The 22,845-nt window shown below is 61.4% G+C and carries 20 protein-coding genes; 18 read left to right on the top strand and 2 right to left on the bottom strand.

Annotated features, from left to right (window positions below):
* From cobN to cobJ, 5 genes are read left to right on the top strand one after another with little or no spacing between them, the layout of a single operon-like run.
* Positions 1–3,294, top strand: a complete 3,294-nt coding sequence (gene cobN / locus ACR0MS_RS01655) for a cobaltochelatase subunit CobN (protein WP_480568241.1) — start codon at positions 1–3, stop codon at positions 3,292–3,294.
* Positions 3,291–4,412, top strand: coding sequence for a cobalamin biosynthesis protein CobG (locus ACR0MS_RS01650; protein WP_480568237.1), 1,122 nt, complete (start codon positions 3,291–3,293; stop codon positions 4,410–4,412). The genes cobN and ACR0MS_RS01650 overlap by 4 nt, the downstream gene beginning before the upstream one ends.
* Positions 4,412–5,041 (top strand): precorrin-8X methylmutase, encoded by a 630-nt coding sequence (locus ACR0MS_RS01645; RefSeq protein WP_170382399.1) that lies wholly within the window; start codon positions 4,412–4,414, stop codon positions 5,039–5,041. Before ACR0MS_RS01650 ends, ACR0MS_RS01645 begins: the two co-directional genes overlap by 1 nt.
* Positions 5,038–5,766, top strand: a complete 729-nt coding sequence (locus tag ACR0MS_RS01640) for a precorrin-2 C(20)-methyltransferase (RefSeq protein WP_480568233.1) — start codon at positions 5,038–5,040, stop codon at positions 5,764–5,766. The genes ACR0MS_RS01645 and ACR0MS_RS01640 overlap by 4 nt, the downstream gene beginning before the upstream one ends.
* On the top strand, positions 5,763–6,539 hold the full coding sequence (gene cobJ, locus ACR0MS_RS01635; protein ID WP_480568230.1) for a precorrin-3B C(17)-methyltransferase: 777 nt from the start codon (positions 5,763–5,765) through the stop codon (positions 6,537–6,539). Before ACR0MS_RS01640 ends, cobJ begins: the two co-directional genes overlap by 4 nt.
* Here cobJ and ACR0MS_RS01630 read toward each other — a convergent pair.
* Complete coding sequence (locus ACR0MS_RS01630) at positions 6,530–7,261, bottom strand: cobalt-precorrin-6A reductase (RefSeq protein ID WP_480568228.1); 732 nt, start codon at positions 7,259–7,261, stop codon at positions 6,530–6,532. The two genes, cobJ and ACR0MS_RS01630, sit on opposite strands and share 10 nt — an antisense overlap.
* On the opposite strand from ACR0MS_RS01630, the gene cbiE reads away from it, so the two are divergent.
* The 13 genes from cbiE (at position 7,260) to mdoH (ending at position 22,017) form a co-directional block, all read left to right on the top strand.
* A complete protein-coding gene (gene cbiE / locus ACR0MS_RS01625) occupies positions 7,260–8,459 on the top strand; it encodes a precorrin-6y C5,15-methyltransferase (decarboxylating) subunit CbiE (RefSeq protein ID WP_480568225.1) in 1,200 nt (399 codons plus the stop codon). The two genes, ACR0MS_RS01630 and cbiE, sit on opposite strands and share 2 nt — an antisense overlap.
* On the top strand, positions 8,456–8,824 hold the full coding sequence (locus tag ACR0MS_RS01620; protein WP_480568222.1) for a cobalamin biosynthesis protein: 369 nt from the start codon (positions 8,456–8,458) through the stop codon (positions 8,822–8,824). The genes cbiE and ACR0MS_RS01620 overlap by 4 nt, the downstream gene beginning before the upstream one ends.
* On the top strand, positions 8,821–9,615 hold the full coding sequence (gene cobM / locus ACR0MS_RS01615; RefSeq protein WP_480568219.1) for a precorrin-4 C(11)-methyltransferase: 795 nt from the start codon (positions 8,821–8,823) through the stop codon (positions 9,613–9,615). Before ACR0MS_RS01620 ends, cobM begins: the two co-directional genes overlap by 4 nt.
* Positions 9,602–10,924, top strand: coding sequence for a cobyrinic acid a,c-diamide synthase CobB (locus ACR0MS_RS01610; protein ID WP_480568216.1), 1,323 nt, complete (start codon positions 9,602–9,604; stop codon positions 10,922–10,924). Before cobM ends, ACR0MS_RS01610 begins: the two co-directional genes overlap by 14 nt.
* Positions 10,921–11,649, top strand: coding sequence for a uroporphyrinogen-III C-methyltransferase (gene cobA, locus ACR0MS_RS01605; RefSeq protein WP_480568213.1), 729 nt, complete (start codon positions 10,921–10,923; stop codon positions 11,647–11,649). The genes ACR0MS_RS01610 and cobA overlap by 4 nt, the downstream gene beginning before the upstream one ends.
* Positions 11,642–12,391, top strand: coding sequence for a precorrin-6A synthase (deacetylating) (cobF, locus tag ACR0MS_RS01600; protein ID WP_480568210.1), 750 nt, complete (start codon positions 11,642–11,644; stop codon positions 12,389–12,391). Before cobA ends, cobF begins: the two co-directional genes overlap by 8 nt.
* 132 nt (positions 12,392–12,523) lie before the next feature.
* Positions 12,524–12,982: a DUF302 domain-containing protein gene (locus ACR0MS_RS01595; protein WP_480568207.1), complete on the top strand. Its 459-nt coding sequence runs from the start codon at positions 12,524–12,526 to the stop codon at positions 12,980–12,982.
* Positions 12,983–13,059: 77 nt separating this feature from the next.
* Positions 13,060–14,679, top strand: a complete 1,620-nt coding sequence (locus ACR0MS_RS01590; protein WP_480568204.1) for a thiamine pyrophosphate-binding protein — start codon at positions 13,060–13,062, stop codon at positions 14,677–14,679.
* Complete coding sequence (locus ACR0MS_RS01585; protein WP_480568201.1) at positions 14,666–15,850, top strand: CaiB/BaiF CoA transferase family protein; 1,185 nt, start codon at positions 14,666–14,668, stop codon at positions 15,848–15,850. Before ACR0MS_RS01590 ends, ACR0MS_RS01585 begins: the two co-directional genes overlap by 14 nt.
* A gap of 182 nt (positions 15,851–16,032) precedes the next feature.
* The gene (locus ACR0MS_RS01580) at positions 16,033–17,403 is read left to right on the top strand and encodes a tetratricopeptide repeat protein (protein ID WP_480568198.1); all 1,371 of its coding nucleotides are present in this window, start codon (positions 16,033–16,035) and stop codon (positions 17,401–17,403) included.
* Positions 17,404–17,438: 35 nt separating this feature from the next.
* Positions 17,439–18,656 (top strand): OpgC family protein, encoded by a 1,218-nt coding sequence (locus tag ACR0MS_RS01575; protein WP_480568196.1) that lies wholly within the window; start codon positions 17,439–17,441, stop codon positions 18,654–18,656.
* Positions 18,653–20,152 carry an OpgD/OpgG family glucan biosynthesis protein gene (locus ACR0MS_RS01570; RefSeq protein WP_480568193.1) on the top strand — a complete coding sequence of 500 codons (1,500 nt, stop codon included), beginning with the start codon at positions 18,653–18,655 and terminating at the stop codon, positions 20,150–20,152. The genes ACR0MS_RS01575 and ACR0MS_RS01570 overlap by 4 nt, the downstream gene beginning before the upstream one ends.
* Positions 20,149–22,017: a glucans biosynthesis glucosyltransferase MdoH gene (mdoH, locus tag ACR0MS_RS01565; protein ID WP_480568190.1), complete on the top strand. Its 1,869-nt coding sequence runs from the start codon at positions 20,149–20,151 to the stop codon at positions 22,015–22,017. Before ACR0MS_RS01570 ends, mdoH begins: the two co-directional genes overlap by 4 nt.
* 10 nt (positions 22,018–22,027) lie before the next feature.
* Here the strand turns inward: mdoH and ACR0MS_RS01560 are convergent, their stop codons facing one another.
* On the bottom strand, positions 22,028–22,843 hold the full coding sequence (locus ACR0MS_RS01560) for a CE1 family esterase (RefSeq protein WP_480568187.1): 816 nt from the start codon (positions 22,841–22,843) through the stop codon (positions 22,028–22,030).
* Positions 22,844–22,845: the final 2 nt, after the last annotated feature.

Below are 22,845 nucleotides of genomic sequence, written 5' to 3'. Positions count from 1 at the left end.
ATGCACGTCGTCTTCCGCGAAAGCCACGGGCTCGAGGAAACCGAGACCCCAACCGATCTGGGCCAGAGCCCGGCGGATCTGGTGGTGCTGTCCTTTTCGGACAGCGACCTTGGCGCTTTCGCGGCAGGCTGGCATCGTGGCAGCGGCCCCGAGGGGCGCATGCCCACGATGCGGCTGGCCAATCTGACGGCGCTGAAACATCCCCTCTCGGTGGATACCTATGTCGAGCAGACGCTCGAAGGTGCCAAGGGCATCCTGATCCGTCTGATCGGCGGGGTGCCTTACTGGGCCTATGGCCTACAGCAGGTTCTGGCACTAGCGCAGGCCAAAGGGATCGCTCTGGCCGTTCTACCCGCCGACGGGCGCGAGGATACGCGGTTGGATGACTATTCCACCCTTCCCGTCTCGACCCTGCGCCGGTTGGCGCATCTGTGCGACACGGGCGGCGAAGTTGCGGCTCAGGCTGCTTTAGCGCAAATGGCGCTGGCCGCTGGGCTTTATGCCGGGCCGGTAATGGGTGCCAAAACCCTGCCCGAATGCGGCGCGTGGTGCCCGGATCAGGGCGTGATCCCCGTCGAAACGGCGTTCACTGGAGATGCAAAACGCATCCTTGTCACGTTTTATCGCGCCTATCTGACTTCGGCCGATACCGCTCCGGTGGCCGCGCTGATCCGCAGCCTGCGCGCGCGCGGATTTCAGGCCATGGGCGTTTTTGCCCCCTCGCTGAAAGCCCCGGCCGCCGCCGACTGGCTCAGGGAAAACATCGCAGCGCTGACCCCGTCGGCAATTATCAACGCCACCTCGTTTTCAGGCAAAGGCGCATCGGGCACGTCCCCCTTGGACGCAGCGAATGTCCCGGTGTTTCAGGTCGCACTGGCCACCTCGCGCCGCAAAGCCTGGGCCGAGGCGGAACGTGGCCTGTCCCCTGCCGATCTCGCCATGCATGTGGTCCTGCCCGAGGTGGATGGTCGGATTTCGGCAGGCATTGCGTCCTTCAAGGAGCCGGGCAAGCGTGATCCCGATCTCGAATATTCCCGTTTCGCGCACCGGGCCGAAGGTGAGCGGATCGAGGCGATCCTCGACCGCGTCAGCGGCTGGCTGAACCTGCAAGACAAACCCAAACCCGATCACGTGCCTGCGCTGATCTTGTCCACCTATCCCGGCAAAGACTGGCAGATGGCCCATGCGGTCGGCTTGGATGCGCTGGCCTCGGCCGAGGCGATGTTGTCCGACCTACAGGCCGAGGGCTATGACACCGCCCCCGCCGAACCGATTGCTGAAACTCTGTTGGATGCGCGGATCGCATGGTCCCTTGCCGAATATCAAACCGCGCTGGCCGAACTTCCCGAGCAACTGCGCACCGACCTGCAAACGGTCTGGGGCGCACCCGAAGATGATCCCGCATTCGCCGACGGCGCTTTCCACTTCACCGCGCTACGCCGGGGCAAGGCTCTGGTCGCGCTGCAACCCGAACGCGGCGCGCCCGAGATGCGCGATGACGACTACCACGACCTGTCGCGCACCCCGCGCCACAGCTATGTCGCCTTCTACCTGTGGCTGCGAAACAACTTGCACGCCGATGCGCTGATCCATATCGGCGCGCACGGCACGCTGGAATGGTTGCCGGGCAAATCGGTCGCCTTGTCCAACACATGCTGGCCCGAGGCGCTGATCCGCGATCTGCCCGTGATCTACCCTTTCATCGTCAATGACCCCGGCGAGGCTGCACAGGCCAAGCGCCGGATCGGAGCCGTCACACTGGGCCACATCCCGCCCGCGCTGAAAGAAAGCGGCACGCCGGATCGCATGGTCCGACTGGAATCGCTGCTGGACGAGTTCTCGAACGCCGATGGTCTGGACCCTAAGCGCCGCGATCGCCTGCAAGAAGATATTCGCGACGAAGCCCAAGCCATCGGGTTGGAAAGCGATCTGGGGCTGGATCAGGCCACCTGCACCGCCGAGGCGATCACCCGCATCGACCGCTTTGTCTGTGACATCAAGGAAAGCCAGTTCGGGGACGGCCTGCACATCTTTGGCCGCGTGCCCGATGTCACCGGAAATTTCGACCCCGCGCCATCGGCCCATGCTGAACGGCAGGGCCTGATCGACGCGCTGGCAGGCAAACGGATTGAGGCCGGGCCGTCCGGCTCGCCCTATCGCGGGCGCTCGGACGTGCTGCCGACCGGCCGGAACCTCTATACCACCGACCCGCGTTCCGTGCCCACGCGCGCGGCCTATACCCAAGGCGTGAAGCTGGCCGAAGAACTGGTGCTGCGTCATCTGCAAGAGGAAGGCGACTATCCCAAGGGTCTGATCGTTGACCTCTGGGGCTCGGCCACCATGCGCACGGCGGGTGAGGAATTCGCCATGGCGCTGCACCTGCTGGGCGTCAAACCGGTCTGGGACAAAGGCTCGGAACGGGTCTCTGGCATTGAGGTTCTGCCCATCACCGACCTCAGCCGCCCGCGTCTGGATGTAACGCTGAGGGTCTCGGGCCTGTTCCGCGACGTGTTCCCGACGCTCTCGGCGCTGTACGGTCAGGCGATCCGAGCGCTGTCGGCGCGCGATGAGGCAACCGACTGGAACCCCTATGCCGCTCAGGAACCCTCAGCCCGCGTCTATGGCCCCGCCCCCGGCAGCTATGGCGTGAACATGACACAATTGTCCGAAATTTACACCGACGAGGCGCGCGCGCAGGCGGGTGAGGCATGGCTGGACGCCAGCTCTTATGCCTTGGAAGGCGAGCATATCGCGCAGGACAAGGACGGGATCACCCTGCGCGTTGCCAATGCCGACAGTTTCGTGCACCTGCAGGACCTGACCGAAACCGACCTACTGCTGGCCAATGACTACGCCACGCATGAGGCCGGATTTGCCGCCGCCAAAAAGATCACAGGCGGCACGGCGCAGCTCTATCATCTGGACAATACCAACCCCGACACCCCGCGCGCGCGCACCCTGCCCGAGGAAATCAGCCGCGTGGTCCACACCCGCGCCGCCAACCCCGGCTGGATCGCCGGGATGCAACGCCACGGATTCCGGGGCGCAGCCGAGATCGCCGCGACGCTGGATCATATGGCATCCTTCGCGCATCTGTCAGGCACCGTCGCACCGCATCTTTTCGACCTGTACCACGATGCTACACTGGGCGACGCAGACGTCGACGCCTTCCTGCAAGAGGCCAACCCGCAGGCGTACCAAGCCATGCAAGACCGGTTCCGTGCCTTGCTTGAGGCAGGGCTTTGGAACACGCGCCGCAACTCGATCCGCGCCGCTCTGGAGGGGCTGCGATGAGCGCCCCCATCGTACAGGGCTGGTGCCCCGGTGCGCACCGTCCGATGATGTCGGGCGACGGGCTGGTGGTGCGGGTACGCCCTCGGCTGGCCCGTCTGGATGCCACGCAAGCCATGGGTCTGTGCGATCTGGCGGACCGTTTTGGTAACGGCACCATCGACCTGACCAACCGCGCCAACCTGCAATTGCGGGGCGTGGCCGAGGCGGATCACCAATCCCTGCTGGCTGAACTGGCCGCGCTGAACCTGCTGGATGCCGAGCCGGGGATCGAGGTGCGCCGCAACATTCTAATCTCGCCGCTCTATCGTGCCGGAGACCTGACCGCCCGGCTGACGCAGGAACTGATCGACCGGCTGGCCGAACTGCCCACCCTGCCTGCCAAGTTCGGTTTCGCCATCGACACTGGACCAGAGCGCCTTTTGACGAGCGACTCGGCGGATATCCGGCTGGAAACAGGACCGAATGGTCTGATCCTGCGCGCTGACGGGGCCGAGACCGGGCATCTGGTCTCGGAGGCTGACGCCATCGACCACCTGATCGCTTTGTCGCGTTGGTTTGCCCAAACCTACACGCCTGAAACCCGCCGCATGGCACGCCTGACCTCGGCGCTGCCTCAAGAGTGGCAAGGCGCTGAACCGGGCCGCATCGGGCCCCGTTTGCAACCTGGTCCCTGTGATCAAGGTACTTTCTATGGCGCGGCCTTTGGGCAACTGCCTGCGCGCGCGCTGAAAGAGCTGATCGCGCAAAGCGGCGCCTGTGCCCTGCGTGTCACCCCGTGGCGGCTGATCCTGATGGAGGGCGGGGCGGCGCTCCCTGCCCCTGCCTTTGTCACAAGTGGCACCGACCCGCTGATGACCACCGACGCCTGCCCCGGCGCCCCATTCTGTCCGCAGGCGCAAGTGGCAACCCGCGACATTGCACGCGCTCTGGCTGCGCGCATACCCGGTACACTGCACGTCTCGGGCTGCGCCAAAGGATGCGCGCGAATGGGACCAGCCGATTTCACATTGGTCGGCGATGCCGGGCGATTTGATCTTGTCAAAAAGGGCCGCGCAGGGGATGAGCCCTGCCAGCGCGGTCTGACCAAAGAAACACTGTTGAATATGGACTTCACCTGATGCCCTATACTTACGAAACCGATGGCGCGGCGATCTACAAGGAAAGCTTTGCCACCATCCGGTCCGAAGCCGATCTCGCGCGGTTTGACAGCGACGAAGAGCAGGTCGCCGTCCGCATGATCCACGCCGCCGGCATGGTCGGGTTGGAGGAGTTCGTACATTTCTCACCGGGATTTGTTTCGACCGCACGTGCTGCGCTGGAAGCTGGCGCACCAATCTTGTGTGACGCGCGCATGGTCAGCGAGGGTGTGACCCGGTTCCGCCTGCCCGCAGACAACGAGGTGATCTGCACCCTGCATGACGAACGCGTCCGCCCGCTGGCCGCTGAGATGAGCAACACCCGATCCGCCGCCGCGCTGGAGCTGTGGCGCCCGCATCTGGAAGGCGCTCTGGTCGCTATTGGCAACGCGCCCACAGCGCTGTTCCACCTGCTGAATATGCTCGAAGACCCCGATTGCCCGCGCCCCGCCGCGATCATTGGCTGTCCCGTGGGCTTTGTCGGTGCGGTTGAATCCAAGGACGCCCTGTGGGAGGCGCAACCCGTCCCCTCGTGCATCGTCAAAGGACGTCTGGGCGGCAGCGCCATCACCGTCGCCGCTGTCAACGCCATCGCGAGTCGCGCCGAATGACCGAGGGTAAGATATTCGGCGTCGGCCTTGGCCCCGGCGACCCGGACCTGATGAGCGTCCGGGCCGATCGGCTGCTGCGCAACGCCCGCCATGTGGCGTTCTTTCGCAAGCCCGGTCGTAGCGGGCAGGCACGCAAGATCGTCAACGGGATGATCCCCGAAAAAGCCGTCGAATTTCCGATGGAATACCCGGTAACGACCGAAGTCCCCGTAAGTGATCCGCGCTATAACGAATTGCTGTCGGCCTTCTATGAAGATTGCGCGGCGCATTTGAAATCCTTGACGGAACAAGGCGAAGATGTCGTGGTTCTGTGTGAAGGCGATCCATTTTTCTATGGGTCCTTCATGCATCTTTACAACCGTTTGCGCACCAAAGCTGATGTAGAGGTTGTGCCCGCGATTACCGGAATGTCCGGCGCGTGGACGGCCACCGGTGACCCCATCACATGGGGCGACGACGTATTGACCGTCTTGGTCGGTACACTGCCCGAAGACGATCTGGCGCGGCGCATGGCGCAGACCGATGCCTTGGTGGTCATGAAAATTGGCCGCAACATCGACAAGGTGAAACGGGCGCTCAGGACGGCAGGATTGTATGACCGGGCCTGGATTGTCGAATTTGCGCAGATGCCCAACCAGAAAGTAATGAAATTGTCCGAAGCTGAGGACAAGGTCACGCCTTACTTCTCGATTATCATTGTCCACGGACAGGGGCGGCGTCCATGAGCGGCTGGGTCAAAATCGCAGGCCTCGGGCCGGGCAACGAAGACCTTGTGACGCCCGAAGTTTCGGCTGCACTGGATGAGGCGACGGATGTTGTCGGCTACATCCCCTATGTCGCGCGCGTCGCTGAGCGCGCGGGCCTGACTTTGCACGCCAGCGACAACCGGGTCGAGATCGACCGCTCGCAGCACGCGCTGCAAATGGCGGCGGAAGGCAAACGCGTGGTCGTGGTGTCCTCGGGCGATCCCGGCGTCTTCGCCATGGCAGCCGCGGTGTTTGAAGCGTTGGAGAACGGGCCAGAAGAATGGCGCAATCTTCAGATCGACGTTTTGCCCGGGATCACGGCGATGCTTGCGGCCGCGGCCCGTGCGGGTGCTCCGCTGGGTCACGATTTCTGCGCCATCAACCTGAGCGACAACCTAAAACCGTGGTGGCTGATAGAAAAACGTCTGCGTCTGGCGGCGCAGGGTGATTTTTCAATGGCCTTCTACAATCCGCGCTCAAAGTCCCGGCCGGAGGGGTTTGAGAAAACATTGGATATCCTGCGCGAAGAATGTGAACCCGAACGCGTGATCCTGTTTGCCCGCGCCGTATCCCGCGCGGATGAAGCGATCCGAATTTCGACTTTGGCCGAGGCAACGCCAGACATGGCGGACATGCAAACCGTCGTTCTGGTCGGTTCCTCGCGCACACGCCTGATCGAGCGGGACGGAACGCCTATCGTCTACACGCCGCGCTTTACCCCGGACGAGGACCAGACCGAGGTTCAGGGATGATCCAACCAGTCCAGAACCTGAGCAACGCTCGTCAGTTCTGTTCTTTGCGGCAGGACCGGTCGGTCGATCATCAAAACCGGCAGGCCCAAAGATCGGGCAGCGTCCAGTTTGGCGCGTGCCCCGGTTCCGCCTGCGTTCTTGGAGACGACCAACTCAGTCCCGTGGCTTCGCATCAGCGCGCGGTCGTCCGCTTCGGCGAAAGGACCGCGATCCACGACAATCTCGCAGGTCGGCAGGGGCAGCGCGCCGGGCGCGTCCACCAGCCGCAGAAGATAATGGTGTTGGGGTTGGGCGGCAAAATCCTCAAGATGCATGCGTCCAACCGCAAGGAAAATGCGGCGAGGCGCGCCGGACAACGCCGCAACCGCCGCCTCTATATCGGGAACGTGGCGCCAATCGTCACCAGCCTGAGCAGTCCAGGCGGGCCGGGTCAGCGCAGCAAGCTTTGTTTGCGCAACCGCACTGGCCTCAATCGCGTTTCGGCTCATCTGGGCGGCAAACGGGTGGGTTGCATCGACAATGTGGGTTATTTCGTTGTCATGAATGTAGGCAACCAGCCCATCAACACCACCAAAACCGCCAACCCTCACTGGCAAGGGTTGCGGACGCGGCTTGTCCACGCGGCCCGCATAGGAATAGGTCGCAGGCATCCCCACGTCCACGATAGCTTGGGCCAATGCATTCGCTTCGGTTGTACCACCAAGAATCAGGAGGTTGGGCATGTCTGATACTCCGTGGCTGACCGTTTTGGGCTTGGGCGAAGATGGACTGGATGGCCTTTCGCCTGCAACCCGTCAAGTGCTGGAACAGGCCGAAGTCATCATGGGCCCGCCGCGGCATCTTGCATTGATACCCCAAGGAAGGGCCGAACAGATCGAGTGGCCGGTCCCGTTTTCCGACGGCCTGCCCATCCTGAACGGGTTGAAGGGGCGCAAGACCGTGGTTTTGGCCTCGGGCGATCCATTCTGGTTCGGCGCAGGCTCGGTGATTGCCCGCAATTTTGAGGCCAGCGAGTGGACCGCCCTGCCCGGGCAATCGACCTTTTCACTGGCCGCCGCGCGGTTAGGATGGCCGCTGGAAGGGACGCAGACGTTCGGCTTGCACGCCGCGCCCCTGACGCGGTTGCGCCCCCATCTGGCACCGGGCCTTCGTGCGATACTTCTGCTTCGCAACGGCGCAGCCGTCGCAGAGCTGGCGCAGTATCTGACCGAAACCGGCTTTGCCGACACCCGGCTTCACGTGATGGAGGCTTTGGGTGGCCCCCGAGAACGATCCCGCAGCCTGACCCTGACCGAAGCCTTGCTGGGCGGGTTCGACCACCCCGTTTGCGTCGCGCTGGATGTGGCAGGGCACGGCAGCGCCTTTCCCAAAGCCTCTGGCAAGCCCGATGAGATTTTCGAAACCGACGGCCAGATCACGAAACGCCCCATTCGGGCACTGACCCTGTCCGCACTGGCCCCTCTGAGGGGCGAGCACCTATGGGATATCGGAGGCGGCACCGGCTCGATCAGTATAGAGTGGCTGATGTGTGATCCAACGCTAAGCGCCACCACGATCGAACCGCGCAAGGACCGCGCCGACCGCATTCGGCGCAACGCGGACGCGTTGGGACAAGACCGGCTGGACGTGGTGCATGGCACTGCGCCTGACTCACTGACATCGCTTCCAAGGCCCGACGCTGTTTTCATCGGCGGCGGCCTGAGCACCGCCCTTCTGGAGTGGATCAGCGAAACTCTACCGGCGGGGACGCGATTGGTCGCAAACGCCGTGACATTGGAAAGCGAAGCGCTGCTGGCCCAGTGGCAAGAGAAACTGGGCGGTGAGCTGTTGCGCATCGAATTGGCGCAAGCGTCGGCTTTGGGCCCCCGTCGCGGGTGGAAGTCATCCTACCCGGTCGTCCAGTGGGGCGTGACGCTATGATAATTGCGGGCCTTGGTTTTTCATCTTCTGCGACGGTCGAAAGCCTGCGGGCCGCCTATGATGCGGCCTCCGCTGGTCACGACGTTTCGGCCTTGGCGACGGCCAGCGACAAAGAAGGGCATCCGGCCCTGGCTGCCTTTGCAGATGCACTGGACCTGCCCTTGCACTATGTGGCGGCCAGCGAACTGGCCGGACAACGCACTCTGACATGCTCGAACCGTAGCAGGGCCACATATGGCACTGGCAGCGTTTCCGAAGCATCCGCTCTTGCTGCTGCTGGGCCTCAGGCCCGGTTGCTTTCCCCCAGACACATATCGCACGACCGGCTGGCCACCTGCGCCTTAGCCATCGGAGAACAATCATGACCGTTCATTTCATTGGCGCCGGACCCGGTGCCGCCGACCTGCTGACCCTGCGCGGGCGCGATATCATCGCGTCCTGCCCTGTTTGCCTTTACGCAGGCTCGCTGGTGCCCGAGGAAATTCTTGGCCACTGCCCCGAAGGGGCGCGGATCATCAATACCGCCCCCATGGATCTGGATCAGATCATGGCCGAGATCGAGGCGGCGCATAAAGCGGGCCACGACATCGCGCGCCTGCATTCCGGCGACCTGTCGGTCTGGTCCGCTATGGGTGAACAAATTCGCAGGCTGAAAGAGATGGGGATCCCCGTCAGCGTCACGCCGGGCGTGCCCTCGTTCGCGGCTGCGGCGGCTGCGCTGGGAACCGAACTGACACTGCCCGGTCTTGCGCAATCCGTGGTGCTGACCCGGACGCCGGGCCGCGCGTCCTCGATGCCCGAAGGCGAGACGCTGGAAAACTTTGCCCGCACAGGGGCAACGCTGGCCATCCACCTGTCGATCGGCAATCTGGACAAGGTGATCGCCGACCTGATCCCGGCCTACGGAGCAGACTGCCCCGTCGCCGTTGTCTATCGCGCAAGCTGGCCGGACGAGCGCATCATTCGCGCCACGCTAGACACGCTAAAGGATGCGCTGGACGAAACAATCTCGCGCACGGCGCTGATCATGGTTGGTCCGGCTTTGGCGGGCGAAGGATTTGACGAAAGCTGCCTGTATTCAAAGGATTACGACCGCCGCTATCGCCCACAAAGCGCGGACAGCCCGTGGTCAAGCTGGAGCCATGGCGATGACTAACCCCCCGGGCCTGCTGATCTCTGCTCCGTCTTCGGGAACTGGAAAAACCACTGTCATGCTGGGGCTTTTGCGGGCGCTGGCCGAAGATGGGCTGACCGTGCAACCGTTCAAAAGCGGACCGGATTATATCGACCCGGCTTTCCATAGGGCAGCGGCTGGTCGTGCCTCGTTCAATCTTGATAGCTGGGCGATGGGAGAGCCGCTTTTGGCCGCAATCTCGGCGCAAGCTGAGGGCGCGGATATCGTTGTGGCCGAGGGGTCGATGGGCCTGTTTGATGGTGTTGCCAAACCCGGTGAGCTTGGGCACGGCTCAAGCGCGGAAACCGCGCAGCGGATGGGTTGGCCCGTCGTGTTGGTGCTGGATGTCGGGGGGCAAGCACAATCTGCGGCGGCAACGGCACTGGGATTTCGGATGTACAATCCCGATCTTCCCTTTGCAGGTGTTATCCTGAACCGCTGCGCAAGTCCACGTCACGAGCGTTTGACCCGGCTGGGCATGGAACGCGCGGGCCTGCCCGTTCTGGGCGTCTTGCCGCGCCGGGGCGACCTGACGCTTCCTGAACGGCATCTGGGCCTGATCCAGGCTGTTGAGCACCCTGACCTTGAAAGCGCAATCGTCGGTTATGCCGCGTTCCTTCGGGATCACGTGGATCTTGAGGCCATCAAGCGTGCGGCTTCCTCAGGCCCCAAGGGGCCATCGTCAACCGCGCTGCCGCGGCCTCCTGCGCAGCGGATCGCACTGGCTCGGGACGCGGCGTTTTCCTTTACCTATCCGCACTTGCTGGAAGGATGGCGCGCAGCCGGGGCAGAAATTCTTCCCTTTTCACCGCTGGCGGATGAGCCACCTGCACCTGACGCAGACCTCGTCTGGTTGCCGGGCGGCTATCCCGAACTTCACGCGGGCACACTGGCCGCTGCCTCAACATTCCTGTCCGGCTTGCGCACACACGCAGAAACCAAGCCCGTTCACGGCGAGTGCGGAGGTTACATGACCCTGGGGCAGGCCCTTGTCGACAAGGAGGGCACCCAGCATCAGATGGCAGGGTTGCTGGGGCTGGTCACATCCTATGAGAAGCGCAAGTTCAATCTGGGCTATCGTCGGGCCGAACTGTTGACCCCAATGCCCGGCTTTGCCGTGGGCACGGGCCTGCGGGGGCATGAGTTCCACTATTCTTCGATTATTGAACAGCCCGATGCACCTCTGGCACGCGTTTTCGACGCCGAAGGCGGCGAAGGGCCACAGACCGGGTCGGTGCGCGGCAACGTGACCGGCACGTTCTTTCACCTGATCGCAGAGGCTTCGGCATGAGCGGGTTCGTCTCATTCATAGGTTCGGGACCCGGTGATCCAGAGTTGCTGACGCTGAAAGCAGTGGACCGGATGCAAAAGGCGGATGCGGTGCTGTTTGACGACCTTAGCAGCGGGCCGATCCTGTCTCATGCGCGCGACGATGCCGATCTGGTGGGCGTGGGCAAACGGGCGGGACGTCCCTCGCCCAAGCAGGACCATGTCAGTCGGTTGCTTGTGGATTACGCCCTGACCGGGCAGCGGGTTGTGCGGCTAAAGTCCGGCGATGGCGGCATGTTCGGGCGGCTTGAGGAAGAACTGGTCGCCCTGCGTGAGGCCGGGATTGAATACGAGATCATTCCCGGAATTCCGTCGGCAGTAGCTGCGGCGGCGGCGGCTGGCATCCCGCTGACCCGTCGCCTGACCGCCCGGCGCGTGCAATTTGTCACGGGCCATGATGTCAGCGGCAAACTTCCCGACGATCTGAATCTGCCCGCGCTGGCCGACCCGGACGCAACCACCGTGGTTTTTATGGGCAAGCGAACTTTTCCCCTTTTGGTTAAGGCGTTGCACGATCACGGCCTGCCACTGGATACCCCGGCATTGATGGCCGAATCCGTGTCGACACCCGACCAGAAATTGCACCGATCATCTGTTGGCGCACTGTCCGAGACGTTGGCGGCCGAAATCGGCACGGCCCCTGCCCTGATCCTGTATGGTCCGTTGGCTGAGTTTGACGATGTTTGACCTGACCCTCATCGGTATCGGCTCGGGCAACCCGGATCACGTGACCTTTCAAGGCGCGCAGGCCATTCGGTCGGCTGACCTGATCCTGATCCCACGAAAAGGCGAGAACAAGGCCGACCTTGCCGGGCTGCGCGAAGAAATCATCAATGCAGTAACGGACACGCCGCCGCAGATCGCTTATTTCGACATCCCCAAACGCCGTTCGGAAGACGGGTATCTACAGGGCGTCGACGAATGGCATGACGCAATCGCCCAGCGTTGGCGCGATGCGATTTCAACCCATCCGGGCGCGCGCCACGTTGCGCTGCTGATTTGGGGTGATCCGTCACTATATGACAGCTCTCTCAGGATCGCCTCGCGGCTGGATCCTTACCCCAAGACGCGAGTCATACCGGGCATTACCGCACTGCAGGCCCTGACTGCCGCGCATGCCATCCCGATCAACGATCTGGGTGCGCCATATGTTGTCACCACAGGACGACGCATCCGGGATGAGGGCTGGCCCAAGGATGCGTCGACGGTGGCGGTTATGCTGGACGGGGAATGCTCGTTCCAGAGCCTGTCGATGGCAGAATATGACATCTGGTGGGGCGCTTACGTCGGTATGAGCGAGGAGATTCTGATCAAAGGCCCTCTGGCCGAGGTCGCTCAACAGATATTGGACACGCGTGCCACCGCCCGGGCGGATCACGGTTGGATCATGGACATCTATCTGTTGAAGAAACGCGAAGACCAAGGCTAACCCCGTCACCCACATTGTTGTGATGCTTCGGGCTCTGAACTGTTAATCTGTTTGGAATGCGCGCAGGGTTGTAACAACAGCCTGTCCCCGTTTCTGACAAGAAGCGTTCAGGCACATTGTAGGAGGCGCGAAATGAAAGCTGTTTGGTTTGCGGTAGGGCTTATTGCCTTGCCTGCCTGGGCAGAGGATACACCGTCAGGATGGGCCGTTTATCCGACGCAAAAATCCTACGAGGGCCTGCTGACAGATACGAAATCCGCCGTGAAAGAAAACGGGTTGATCGTGGTCACTCAGGCTGGGCCGACCAAGGCCGCTGCTGCGCGGGGGATCACCATACCCGGCAACCGGGTTATTGGTGTCTTTAACAATGATTACGCGGTGCGCGTTCTTGAAACGTCTGTGAATGCGATGATCGAAGCCCCGATCCGGTTCTATGTTACAGAAAACCCCGATGGCACCGCCACCTTGTCCTACAAGACACCCAGCTTTGTTTTTTCACCCTATCTGCCAGAAGGCGGAGAGCCGCTGAAGAACATCGCGTCCGATCTGGACACAAAGTTCCAGGCCATCGCCGAGACCGCAGTCAAATAGTCACACTGGCGTGATCCGCCTTGCGTCCCGGGCCGTCCTCCGCAATCTGGTTTGAAACCTTTTTCGGAGCACGACTGATGCAGGACCTTTCGCCCCGCGCTGCGGACCTTCTGGCCGAACGTCTTTATGAGGCCGGGTGCCGCCACGCCTTTGGCATGCCCGGCGGTGAAGTTCTGACACTGGTGGACGCGCTGGAACAGGCCGGGATCACCTTTCATCTGACCAAACACGAAAACGCAGCAGGCTTCATGGCCGAAGCTGTGCATCACCGCGACGGTGCGCCCGCTATTCTCGTTGCGACGCTCGGGCCTGGTGCGATGAACGGGATTAACGTGGTCGCAAACGCGCTGCAGGACCGGGTGCCCATGATCGTGCTGACCGGATGCGTCGACGCGGATGAGGCGCTGACCTATACCCATCAGGTCATGGATCACGCGCAGGTCTACCGTTCAATTACCAAGGGGACCTTCACGCTTACCGCGAAGGGTGCGGATATCATTGCGGACAAAGCCGTTTCGCTGGCCAACCAGCCCCGTCCGGGTCCAGTGCATATTGATGTGCCCATCTCGGTCGCGGATACACGCGTATCAGACGTCAAACGCCGCAGGCTTACCAAACCCGGAGCAGTTGCGCCCGAGGGGAATTGCGTTGAGAAAGCCCGGCGCTGGGTCACCGAGGCCGAGCGCCCCATAGCCATTGTCGGGCTTGATGTCCTTTACGATGACTCGCGCAACGTCGTGCAGGCGTTTCTGGAACATTTCAACATTCCATTTGTCACCACCTACAAAGCCAAAGGCGTTGTACCCGAAGATCATCCCTTGTGCTTGGGCGGCGCGGGTCTGTCACCTTTGGCCGACAAGCATCTGGTGCCATTGGTTGAACAGGCGGATCTGGTTCTGTGTCTGGGCTACGACCCGATCGAAATGCGCCCCGGCTGGCGCGAGATCTGGGACCCTGATGAGAAGCGGGTCATTGATATCTCGGCCGTGGTCAATGACCACTACATGCATCAGGCCGGGTTGAATCTGGTGGCCGACACAGGTGCCACGCTTGAAGCGATTGCCAAGGGCAACCCCGCCCGCAAAACCTGGCCTGGAGATGAGCCAGCCAAGGTCAAATCCGCGTTGGCACAGGCATTTCCAACCGATGATGAGTGGGGACCGGCTGCTGTCATCGCGGAAACACGCGCGGCCCTGCCGCCGGAAACGCTGGCTACGGCTGACAGCGGGGCGCATCGCATTCTGCTCAGCCAGATGTGGGAATGTTCCGAGGAACGTGGGCTGATCCAGTCCTCGGCCCTTTGCACGATGGGCTGCGCCGTGCCGATGGCGATTGGCCTGAAACTGGCCGCGCCCGACCGCCCCGTGATCAGCTTTTCGGGGGACGCCGGATTTCTGATGGTCGCCGGAGAGCTTTCGACCGCCGCCGAATTGGGCGGCAACCCGATATTTCTGGTTTTCGTGGACGCAAGCCTTGCCCTGATCGAATTGAAACAGCGGCAACGGCAGATGGGAAACAAGGGCGTGGACTTTGACCGCCACGACTTTGCCGCGATGGGTCAGGCTTTTGGCGGCAAAGGGCATACGGTCCGCAATCGTGCTGAATTGCGCGCGGCACTGGACGCTGCGATGAAGTCCGACACATTCACTGTGATCGCCGCAGAAATCGACCGTGGAGGGTATGATGGCCGGATCTGAAGGCCCGCTCAAAGGCGTAAAGGTCCTGGACCTGTCACGCATCCTTGCGGGACCAACCTGTACGCAGCTTCTGGGCGATCTCGGGGCCAACGTGATCAAGATCGAGAATCCGGCGACCAAGGGTGACGACACACGCCAATGGGGGCCGCCCTACGTGGCGGATGCCGATGGAAACACCTCGGACCTGAGCGCGTATTTCATGTCAGCCAACCGCAACAAGAAATCGGTCGCCATCGACATCGCAACAGCCGAAGGTCAGGCCGAGATCAAAAGGCTGGCCTCGCATGCGGACATCCTGATCGAGAATTTCAAACCCGGCGGGTTGGCGAAATACGGTTTGGATTACAAGGCGTTGTCCCAAGATCTTCCCGGCCTCGTCTATTGTTCGATTTCGGGCTATGGGCAGACGGGACCGAATTCTTCGAAACCCGGCTATGACCTGATGGCGCAGGGCTATGGAGGCATCATGTCTCTGACTGGCGACCCCGAGGGCGCTCCGATGAAGGTGGGCGTGGGCATCGCGGATGTGATGTGCGGGATGTACGCAACCGTTGGCATTCTGGCCGCGCTGCGCCATCGCGACCTGACCGGAGAAGGCCAGCAGATTGACCTTGCGCTCGTGGATGCTCAGATCGCGTGGCTGATCAATGAAGGGGTCAACTACCTGACCTCTGGTGACGTTCCACAGCGGCGCGGCAACGGTCATCCGAATATCGTGCCTTATGATGTTTATGAAACATCGGACGGCCACGTCATTCTTGCGGTTGGAAATGACAGCCAGTTCAGACGTTTCTGCGATTTTATCGGGCGCCCGGAATTGGCCGATGACACGCGTTTTGCCACGAACCCTTCTCGGCTTGAGAACCGGGATGCGTTGAACGCTGTCCTTCGCCCTGCCATTCTGTCTTTTGACACAAAAACCGTGATTTCCGAGTTAGAAAATCGCAAAGTGCCCGTCGGCCCCGTGCAGACAATGGATCAGGTATTTGACGCCGAACAGGTCGCCGCGCGGCAGATGCAGATCGCGATGCAGGCAGACCCGGCCGAGGTGAAATTGATCGGTAATCCGCTCAAATTCTCGCGCACACCGGTCACATATCGTGCGGCACCGCCGGTCTTTGGGGCGGACACGCAAGATGTTCTGAACGCTGAAAATCCGTTCAACGATTGAAACACAACGCCGAATTAGGCGGCATGTTGCTGAAACATGCCGTTGAATCGGCGGTTTTTTTCACGTTTTGCACACACAGCCTTTCACCAATTCGAGAGGTTGGTCGATACTGATACGACGCCACTAGAGTCTCTGGTAAGTCGAATAGAGCAAAATATTCTAAACTGGATCGGACCACGAGCATGAAACAAGACGTTTTCGGACAGATGAACACTCTGAACCACCCGGCAAGCGTCGATGCATGGAACGGAGTGCTGCTCGGGTTCATGGCGCACGCAGCGATTACCCCGCAGCATCTGGGCACAGTGCTTGACCTTGAACCCGACTTTGCGCTGGGTCATGCAATCAAAGGGTTGTTCATGGTTCTCTTGGGTCGGCGCGAGATGATGCCTGTTGCGACTGACGCCCTGGCCTCTGCAAATGCGGCGATGGAGCGCCAGCCGGTCACAGACCGGGAACGTCTGTATGTTGATGCATTGAGCCTTTATCTGGCCGATCTGCCCTCGTACGCGGTCCAGAAGTTCGAGGAGATTCTGCGCGCGCATCCGCAGGATACGCTTGCGATGAAGCTCAGCCACGCCACCCGGTTCGTTCTGGGTGACGCTGCCGGGATGCGTCGGTCCATCGAAAGGGTGATGCCCGCATATGAACCCGACCATGCAGGGCGCGGCTACCTGCTGGGCTGCCACTCTTTCGCATTGGAAGAAACAGGCGCTTACGAAAAGGCCGAGATCGCTGGCCGTCAGGCATTGTGGATGGTGTCTGATGATGCCTGGGGCCTGCACGCCGTGGCGCATGTCCACGAAATGACCGGCAATGCGCATCTTGGCCTGGATTGGCTGGCCGGGCGCGAAGATGCCTGGGCGCATTGCAACAATTTCCGCTATCACGTCTGGTGGCACAAGGCGCTGATGCACCTGGATCTGGGTCAGGTCGATCAGGTGATCGAGTTGTACGACAACTACATCCGTCAGGACAAAACCGACGATTACCGCGACATCTCGAACGCAACCTCGCTGCTGTCGCGGCTGGAGCTTGAGGGCGTCAATGTCGGCAACCGCTGGGAAGAACTGGCCGATCTCAGCGCTGCGCGCACCGAAGATGGCTGCCTGATCTTTGCCGATCTGCACTATCTGCTGGCCCTTACCGGTGACAACCGGGATGAAGCAACGGGCAAGATGCTGAAGCGCATCCAGAAAGATGCCCAGCGCAATCAGGGCGACACGCCGATCCGCATGTCCGATCCGGGCATCGCGGCGGCCAAGGGTCTGGAGGCCTTTGGCGAAGGACTCTATGGCCAAGCCTTTGATTTCCTGTCAAACGCACGAGACGGAATGCAATTGGCAGGTGGCAGTCACGCGCAACGTGATGTATTCGAGCGCATCACAATTGATTCCGGCCTACGCGCCGGGCGTCTGGATGCTGTCGAGCGCATCCTGGATGACCGCCGCGCAAAACGGGCCGGTGGCGAAGACAATTACGCCCTTGCGCGCCGCGCATTGATCGACGCGGCCCGCGATGACCGGGATGCACAAAGCGTTCCGGCTGAATAACAAAAACAAAAAGACCAAAGAAGGACAGAACACGTATGGCGACAGCATCGCCCGCTTCTGATTTTGCGCCTGTGGCGGCCCAATCCGCCGCCCCTGCCCGCGTGCGCGACCCGCGGCTGGATTTCTATCGCGGCATCGCGATGTTCATCATCCTGATCGCCCATATCCCAAACGACCCTTGGGCCAAGTGGATTCCCGCTCGGTTCGGGTTCTCGGACGCAACCGAGATTTTCGTGTTCTGCTCGGGCATGGCCTCGGCCATCGCATTTGGTGGTGCCTTCTTGCGCAAGGGCTGGTGGATGGGCACGGCGCGTGTCGCCTATCGCATCTGGCAGGTCTACTGGGCGCATATCTGTCTGTTCTTCTTTGTGGCAATGTCTATGGCTGCCCTGGATCAGACCGGGCTTTTCGAGAAAACCTATATCTCGTCACTGAACCTGCAGCATTTCTTCAATGACCCGGCCCCGCAAATGGTCGGCCTGTTCACGCTGACCTATGTGCCGAACTACTTTGACATCCTGCCGATGTATCTGGTGGTTCTGGCGCTTATGCCCGTGTTCATGGGCCTGCACCGGATTGGCTTCTGGGCCGTTGCCACCGCATCCATCGCGATCTGGTTGGTCGCACAGACGGGTGCGTTGGCTTTGCCCGCCGAGCCGTGGTCGCAACGGCAGTGGTTCTTCAACCCGTTTGGCTGGCAGTTGTTGTTCTTCACGGGCTTTGCCTTCATGCGCGGCTGGATTCCTGCCCCGCCCGTGTCAAAAACGCTGATCTGGGCAGCGGCGCTTTTCCTGATCCTGTCGATGCCTTTCGGGTCCTGGAAAGTGTTCATGTGGATCAACGCGGCAGCCCCTGACCTTGCTGACGAAATCCGCAAGGTCTGGCCTGTCACCAAGGAATTCCGCGACAAGACCGAGTTTGGTCTGTTCCGCTATATTCACTTCCTGTCGCTGGCTTATCTGGGCTGGGTCGTCGCGGGTGAGCATGGCCACCGCCTGATCGCTTCCGGGCACGGGGCCGCCGCGCGGGTCTGGCAGTTCCTGTTGACCGTCATCACCAAGGTTGGGCAGCAATCGCTGGCGGTCTTCGTTTTTTCTATGGCAGCAGCACGACTTATCGGCGTCGGACTGGATCTGAGTGGGCGGGATGTTGCCAGTGTGTTTGCCGCCAACATGATTGGCTTTGCCATGATCATCGGCGTCGCATACATGGCCGGCTGGTTTAAGTCTCAACCTTGGAAGTCGAAAAAATGAATTTCACACGTCGCGCATTTCTGGCCTCAACCTCGGCGCTTGCATTCGCCCCGGCGACGTTTGCGGTGGGTGGTGAAGTTCCTTTCCAGCGCGACGACGTAATCGCGCTTGCCCGCGATCTGGCCAGTCGGCCATTTGCGGAACGGGAAATGGTCCCGCAGGAATGGCAGGACCTGACCTATCAGCAATACCGCTCGATCCGGTTCCGTCTGGATCGTGCGCTGTGGTACGAAACCGAGACGCCGTTTAACGTCGATTTCTTTACGCCCGGCCTCTACTTCCCCCGCACTGTCAAAGTGTCCACGGTCGAGGAAGGCATGGCCACGCCGGTCGCTTTTGATCTGTCGATGTTCAACAACTCCGAAGACGTGCCGCAACTGCCCATCGACGATACGCTGGGCTTTTCTGGCTTGCGCCTGCGGACCGAGATGCACCGCCCCGGCGAGACTGACGAGTTCTGTGTTTGGCAAGGGGCCAGCTATTTTCGCGCCATTGGCCTGCACGAGGTTTACGGGCTGTCCGCGCGCGGTCTGGCGCTGAAAACCGGCGACCCGGATGGTGAGGAATTCCCGGAATTCATCCGCTTCTGGCTGGAGCGCCCTGAGCCCGGCCAGCGCAACATGGTTGTGCACGCCCTGATGGACAGCCCCAGCGTGACCGGTGCCTATCGGTTCAACGTCACCGCCGGCGCGGATTGCGTGATGGATGTCGAAGCCACACTGTTCCCGCGCGAGGACCTGACACATGTGGGGATCGCGCCCGGCACTTCGATGTTCCTGTTCGATCAGACCAACCACAGCCGCTTTGACGATTTCCGCCCCGCTGTCCATGACAGCGACGGGCTATTGATCCGCAACGGCGCCGGCGAGGTGCTGTGGCGGCCATTGGCCAACCCCACCCGTTTGCAGATTTCCTCTTTCGTGGACCTGAACCCGCGCGGTTTCGGCCTGATGCAGCGCAAGCGGGAATTCTCGGACTATGCCGATCTGGAGGCCAACTACCACAAACGCCCCAGCCTGTGGGTTGAACCAAACGGGGACTGGGGCAAGGGCACCGTGACGCTGGTGGAAATTCCGGCCGATCAAGAGATTTATGACAATATCGTCGCCTATTGGCGGCCGATGGAGCCATATGCGGCAGGCAGTCAGGTCGACCTGTCCTATCGCCTGATCTGGGGTGAAGAACCGCAGCGCACCCCAATGCCGCGCGTGATCAACACGGCGATGGGTGACAACACCTTTGGCGAAGGCCGTCTTGCCGTCATCGACTTTGAGCCAAGCGATCTGTTCGATGATCCCGAGGCGATGACCATCTTCGTGGACTCGCCCCACGCCGAAACCTCGGATGGTGTATTGCAGCGTAACCCTGATACGGGTGGGTTGCGGCTGGCATTCTCGTTCCAACCGGGTGAGCGGAACCACGTCGAACTGCGTGCACAGTTGATGAAAGACAAGCAACCGGCCTCTGAGGTCTGGCTGTACCGTTGGACCATATGAGCCGCGACCTTCATATCATGCCACCAGAGACCCCTTTGGCGATGCCAGCGCAGAATTTCCGCGCAGGGTTCCGCGATGCGCAAGTGCCGGGGGGCCGCCGCCCATCGGCTGGCTTCTGGCGCGCGCTTGCGTTCTCACCCGCGATGGCTGCGACGCTGGGCTTACTCTGGGTCATGGCCGACTGGTTTTCGTCGGAAGGGATCAATCTGGTGGAAGGTATCCTTCTGACCTTGATCTCGTTCAATTTCTTCTGGATTGCCTTCACGGTCTGCACGGTTTTGCTGGGCATGGTGTCGCTGTCTCGGCAAGAGCCGCCGCAGCGACAGAATCACGCGCAACCGCTGCGCGTTGCCCTGTTGATGCCCGTCTACAACGAAGTTCCGTGGAATGTTCTGGGGAATGCCCGGACGATGCTGGAGGACCTGCGCGCGCAGGGGGGGCAGCACCATTATGCCATGTTCATCCTGTCCGACACCCGCGATCCCGAAATCGCAGCGCAGGAACAGGCCAGTATCGAAGCGTTGCGCACCACGCTCGCCCCGGGGCTGGAGCTCTATTACCGTCGGCGCGAACAGAATACGGACCGCAAGGTCGGAAATATTGCCGATTGGGTCAGTCGCTGGGGCGCTGATTGGGACGCGATGCTGGTGCTGGATGCTGACAGCCTGATGACCGGCCAAGCAATACTGCGCCTGACCGACTCGTTGGCACGCGACCCCGGCGCGGGCCTGATCCAAAGCTATCCCCAACTGATCGGTGCGCAGTCGGTTTTTGCCCGCATGCAGCAGTTCGCCAACGGGGTTTACGGCATTGCCTTTGCCGAAGGTCTGGCCCGCTGGTGCGGGCAAGAGGGCAACTATTGGGGCCATAACGCCATTATCCGCACCAAGGCTTTCGCCAATTGCGCAGGTCTGCCGAAGCTGCGGTCGCTGAGCGGTCAGGAAAAGCTGATCATGAGCCATGATTTCGTCGAGGCCGGGCTGATGCGCCGTGCCGGATGGGGCGTGCGGTTCCTGCCGCGCATCCGTGGGTCTTACGAGGAGACACCGCCGACGCTGATTGATCACGCATTGCGGGACAGGCGCTGGTGCCAGGGCAACTTGCAACACCTGAAACTGTTGGACTCTGCCGGGTTCCGGGCCGTATCGCGGTTCCATATGTTCCACGGTGCGGTTGGATACCTGATGTCACCGCTTTGGTTCGCCCTGCTGGTCATGTGGGCGCTTATCGGTCAGGGCCAAGACGCTTCGGTTCTGCACTATTTCAGCCCCGATAACCCTCTGGTCCCCCAATGGCCGGAAATGTCGGAAACCCGGCACGTCCTGATCATTCTGGTCATGTACGCCATGCTGCTGGCCCCCAAAGTGCTTGGCGTTCTGGCCCTGCCCCTAAGCGGTATGCGCTATGCCGAATTTGGCGGAGGCTCCAAGTTCCTGACCTCATTTCTGGCCGAGGTGGTCCTGTCCATCCTCTATGCCCCGATCCTTATGGTGCAGCAGATGATCGCCGTTTTCCGCACAGCGTTTGGCGTGCAAAAAGGCTGGTCTCCGCAGGCGCGCGATGGCGGCAGCTATGGGCTGCGCACCTTGATCCTGTGCCATGCGCTGGAAACCGTCAGTGGCATCGCCCTGAGTGTCGGCATCCTGTCCGGCCTTGTGTCGATCTGGCTGGCTCCAATTGCCATAAGCCTAGCATTTGCCATCCCGCTGTCGGCGCTCAGCGGCGTATCATCTGCACCCGCGCGCCGTATGGTCGGGATGAAAGAAGATGTTCAGGAACCCGCGATCACCAGATCGGCCCGCCGACACCGCGATGAGTTAAAGCGCCTGATCGAGGGTAAGGGCGTCATGACACCTGCCGAGTAAGGGGCTTTGATCAGCCCCCCGGCAGCCCCTCATACCAATCAACCATCATATCGGCCCACCCCTTTGGCACGTTGTGCCCACCGGGAAATAGCGCGAATTCCAACGCGCTGCCATCGGCGCAGCCACTCCAGTGACGGCGCATGAATTGGCCGGTTGTGGAAAAGCCGGTTGGCTTGGTGTCTGCGCAATCGTTGGCCACTCGCCATATTTCCAACCCGGCAAAAATGTCCCCCTGATGGAAGCGGCCTCCGCCAAGGATACGGCCCTCCAGCGGGACCACATTGTCCGTCCAGCCATGCGTGTGAAACATGCGCACAGGTCCCTCACAGCTTTGGGGATGAGGTCGCCAAAACCCACCCGATACCGGCACATAGGCCGAGAATGTTTCGGGCGCAGCACAGGCCAGATAGTAGACCATGAAGGCCCCTGCCGAAAACCCGCCCAGCACCACGCGGTCAGCATCCACGCCAAACCGGTCCGAGGCATCCTGCACTACTTCGGTCAGGAATGCGGTTTCGTCCCTGCCTTCCCATCCGGGGAAAAAGTTCCAGCTTTGGCGTCCATTTCGCTCTGACCCTTCAGGCGCCATAACCGCATAGCCACGGGCCAGCAGAGGATCGACCATACTGCGGTTTTTCAATGTTCCCGTCGCGGTGCCGCCATACCCGTGCAAAAATACCACCAGCGGCGGATTTTCGGCCTGTGGCAGCTCGATGTGATACCCGCCCGAAGCCGTTTCGCACATCCCATCCTGATCGGCACAGGCGGCAAAGCCGGTCTGACCTGCAAGCGAAAGGCCAAGTGCCAATGTCACCGTTCGCATCATAG

It is taken from the genome of Ruegeria sp. CJ2, assembly GCF_056536745.1.
The sequence above is the reverse complement of the archived record's forward strand: the minus strand, read 5'-3'. Positions and strand labels throughout refer to the sequence as shown.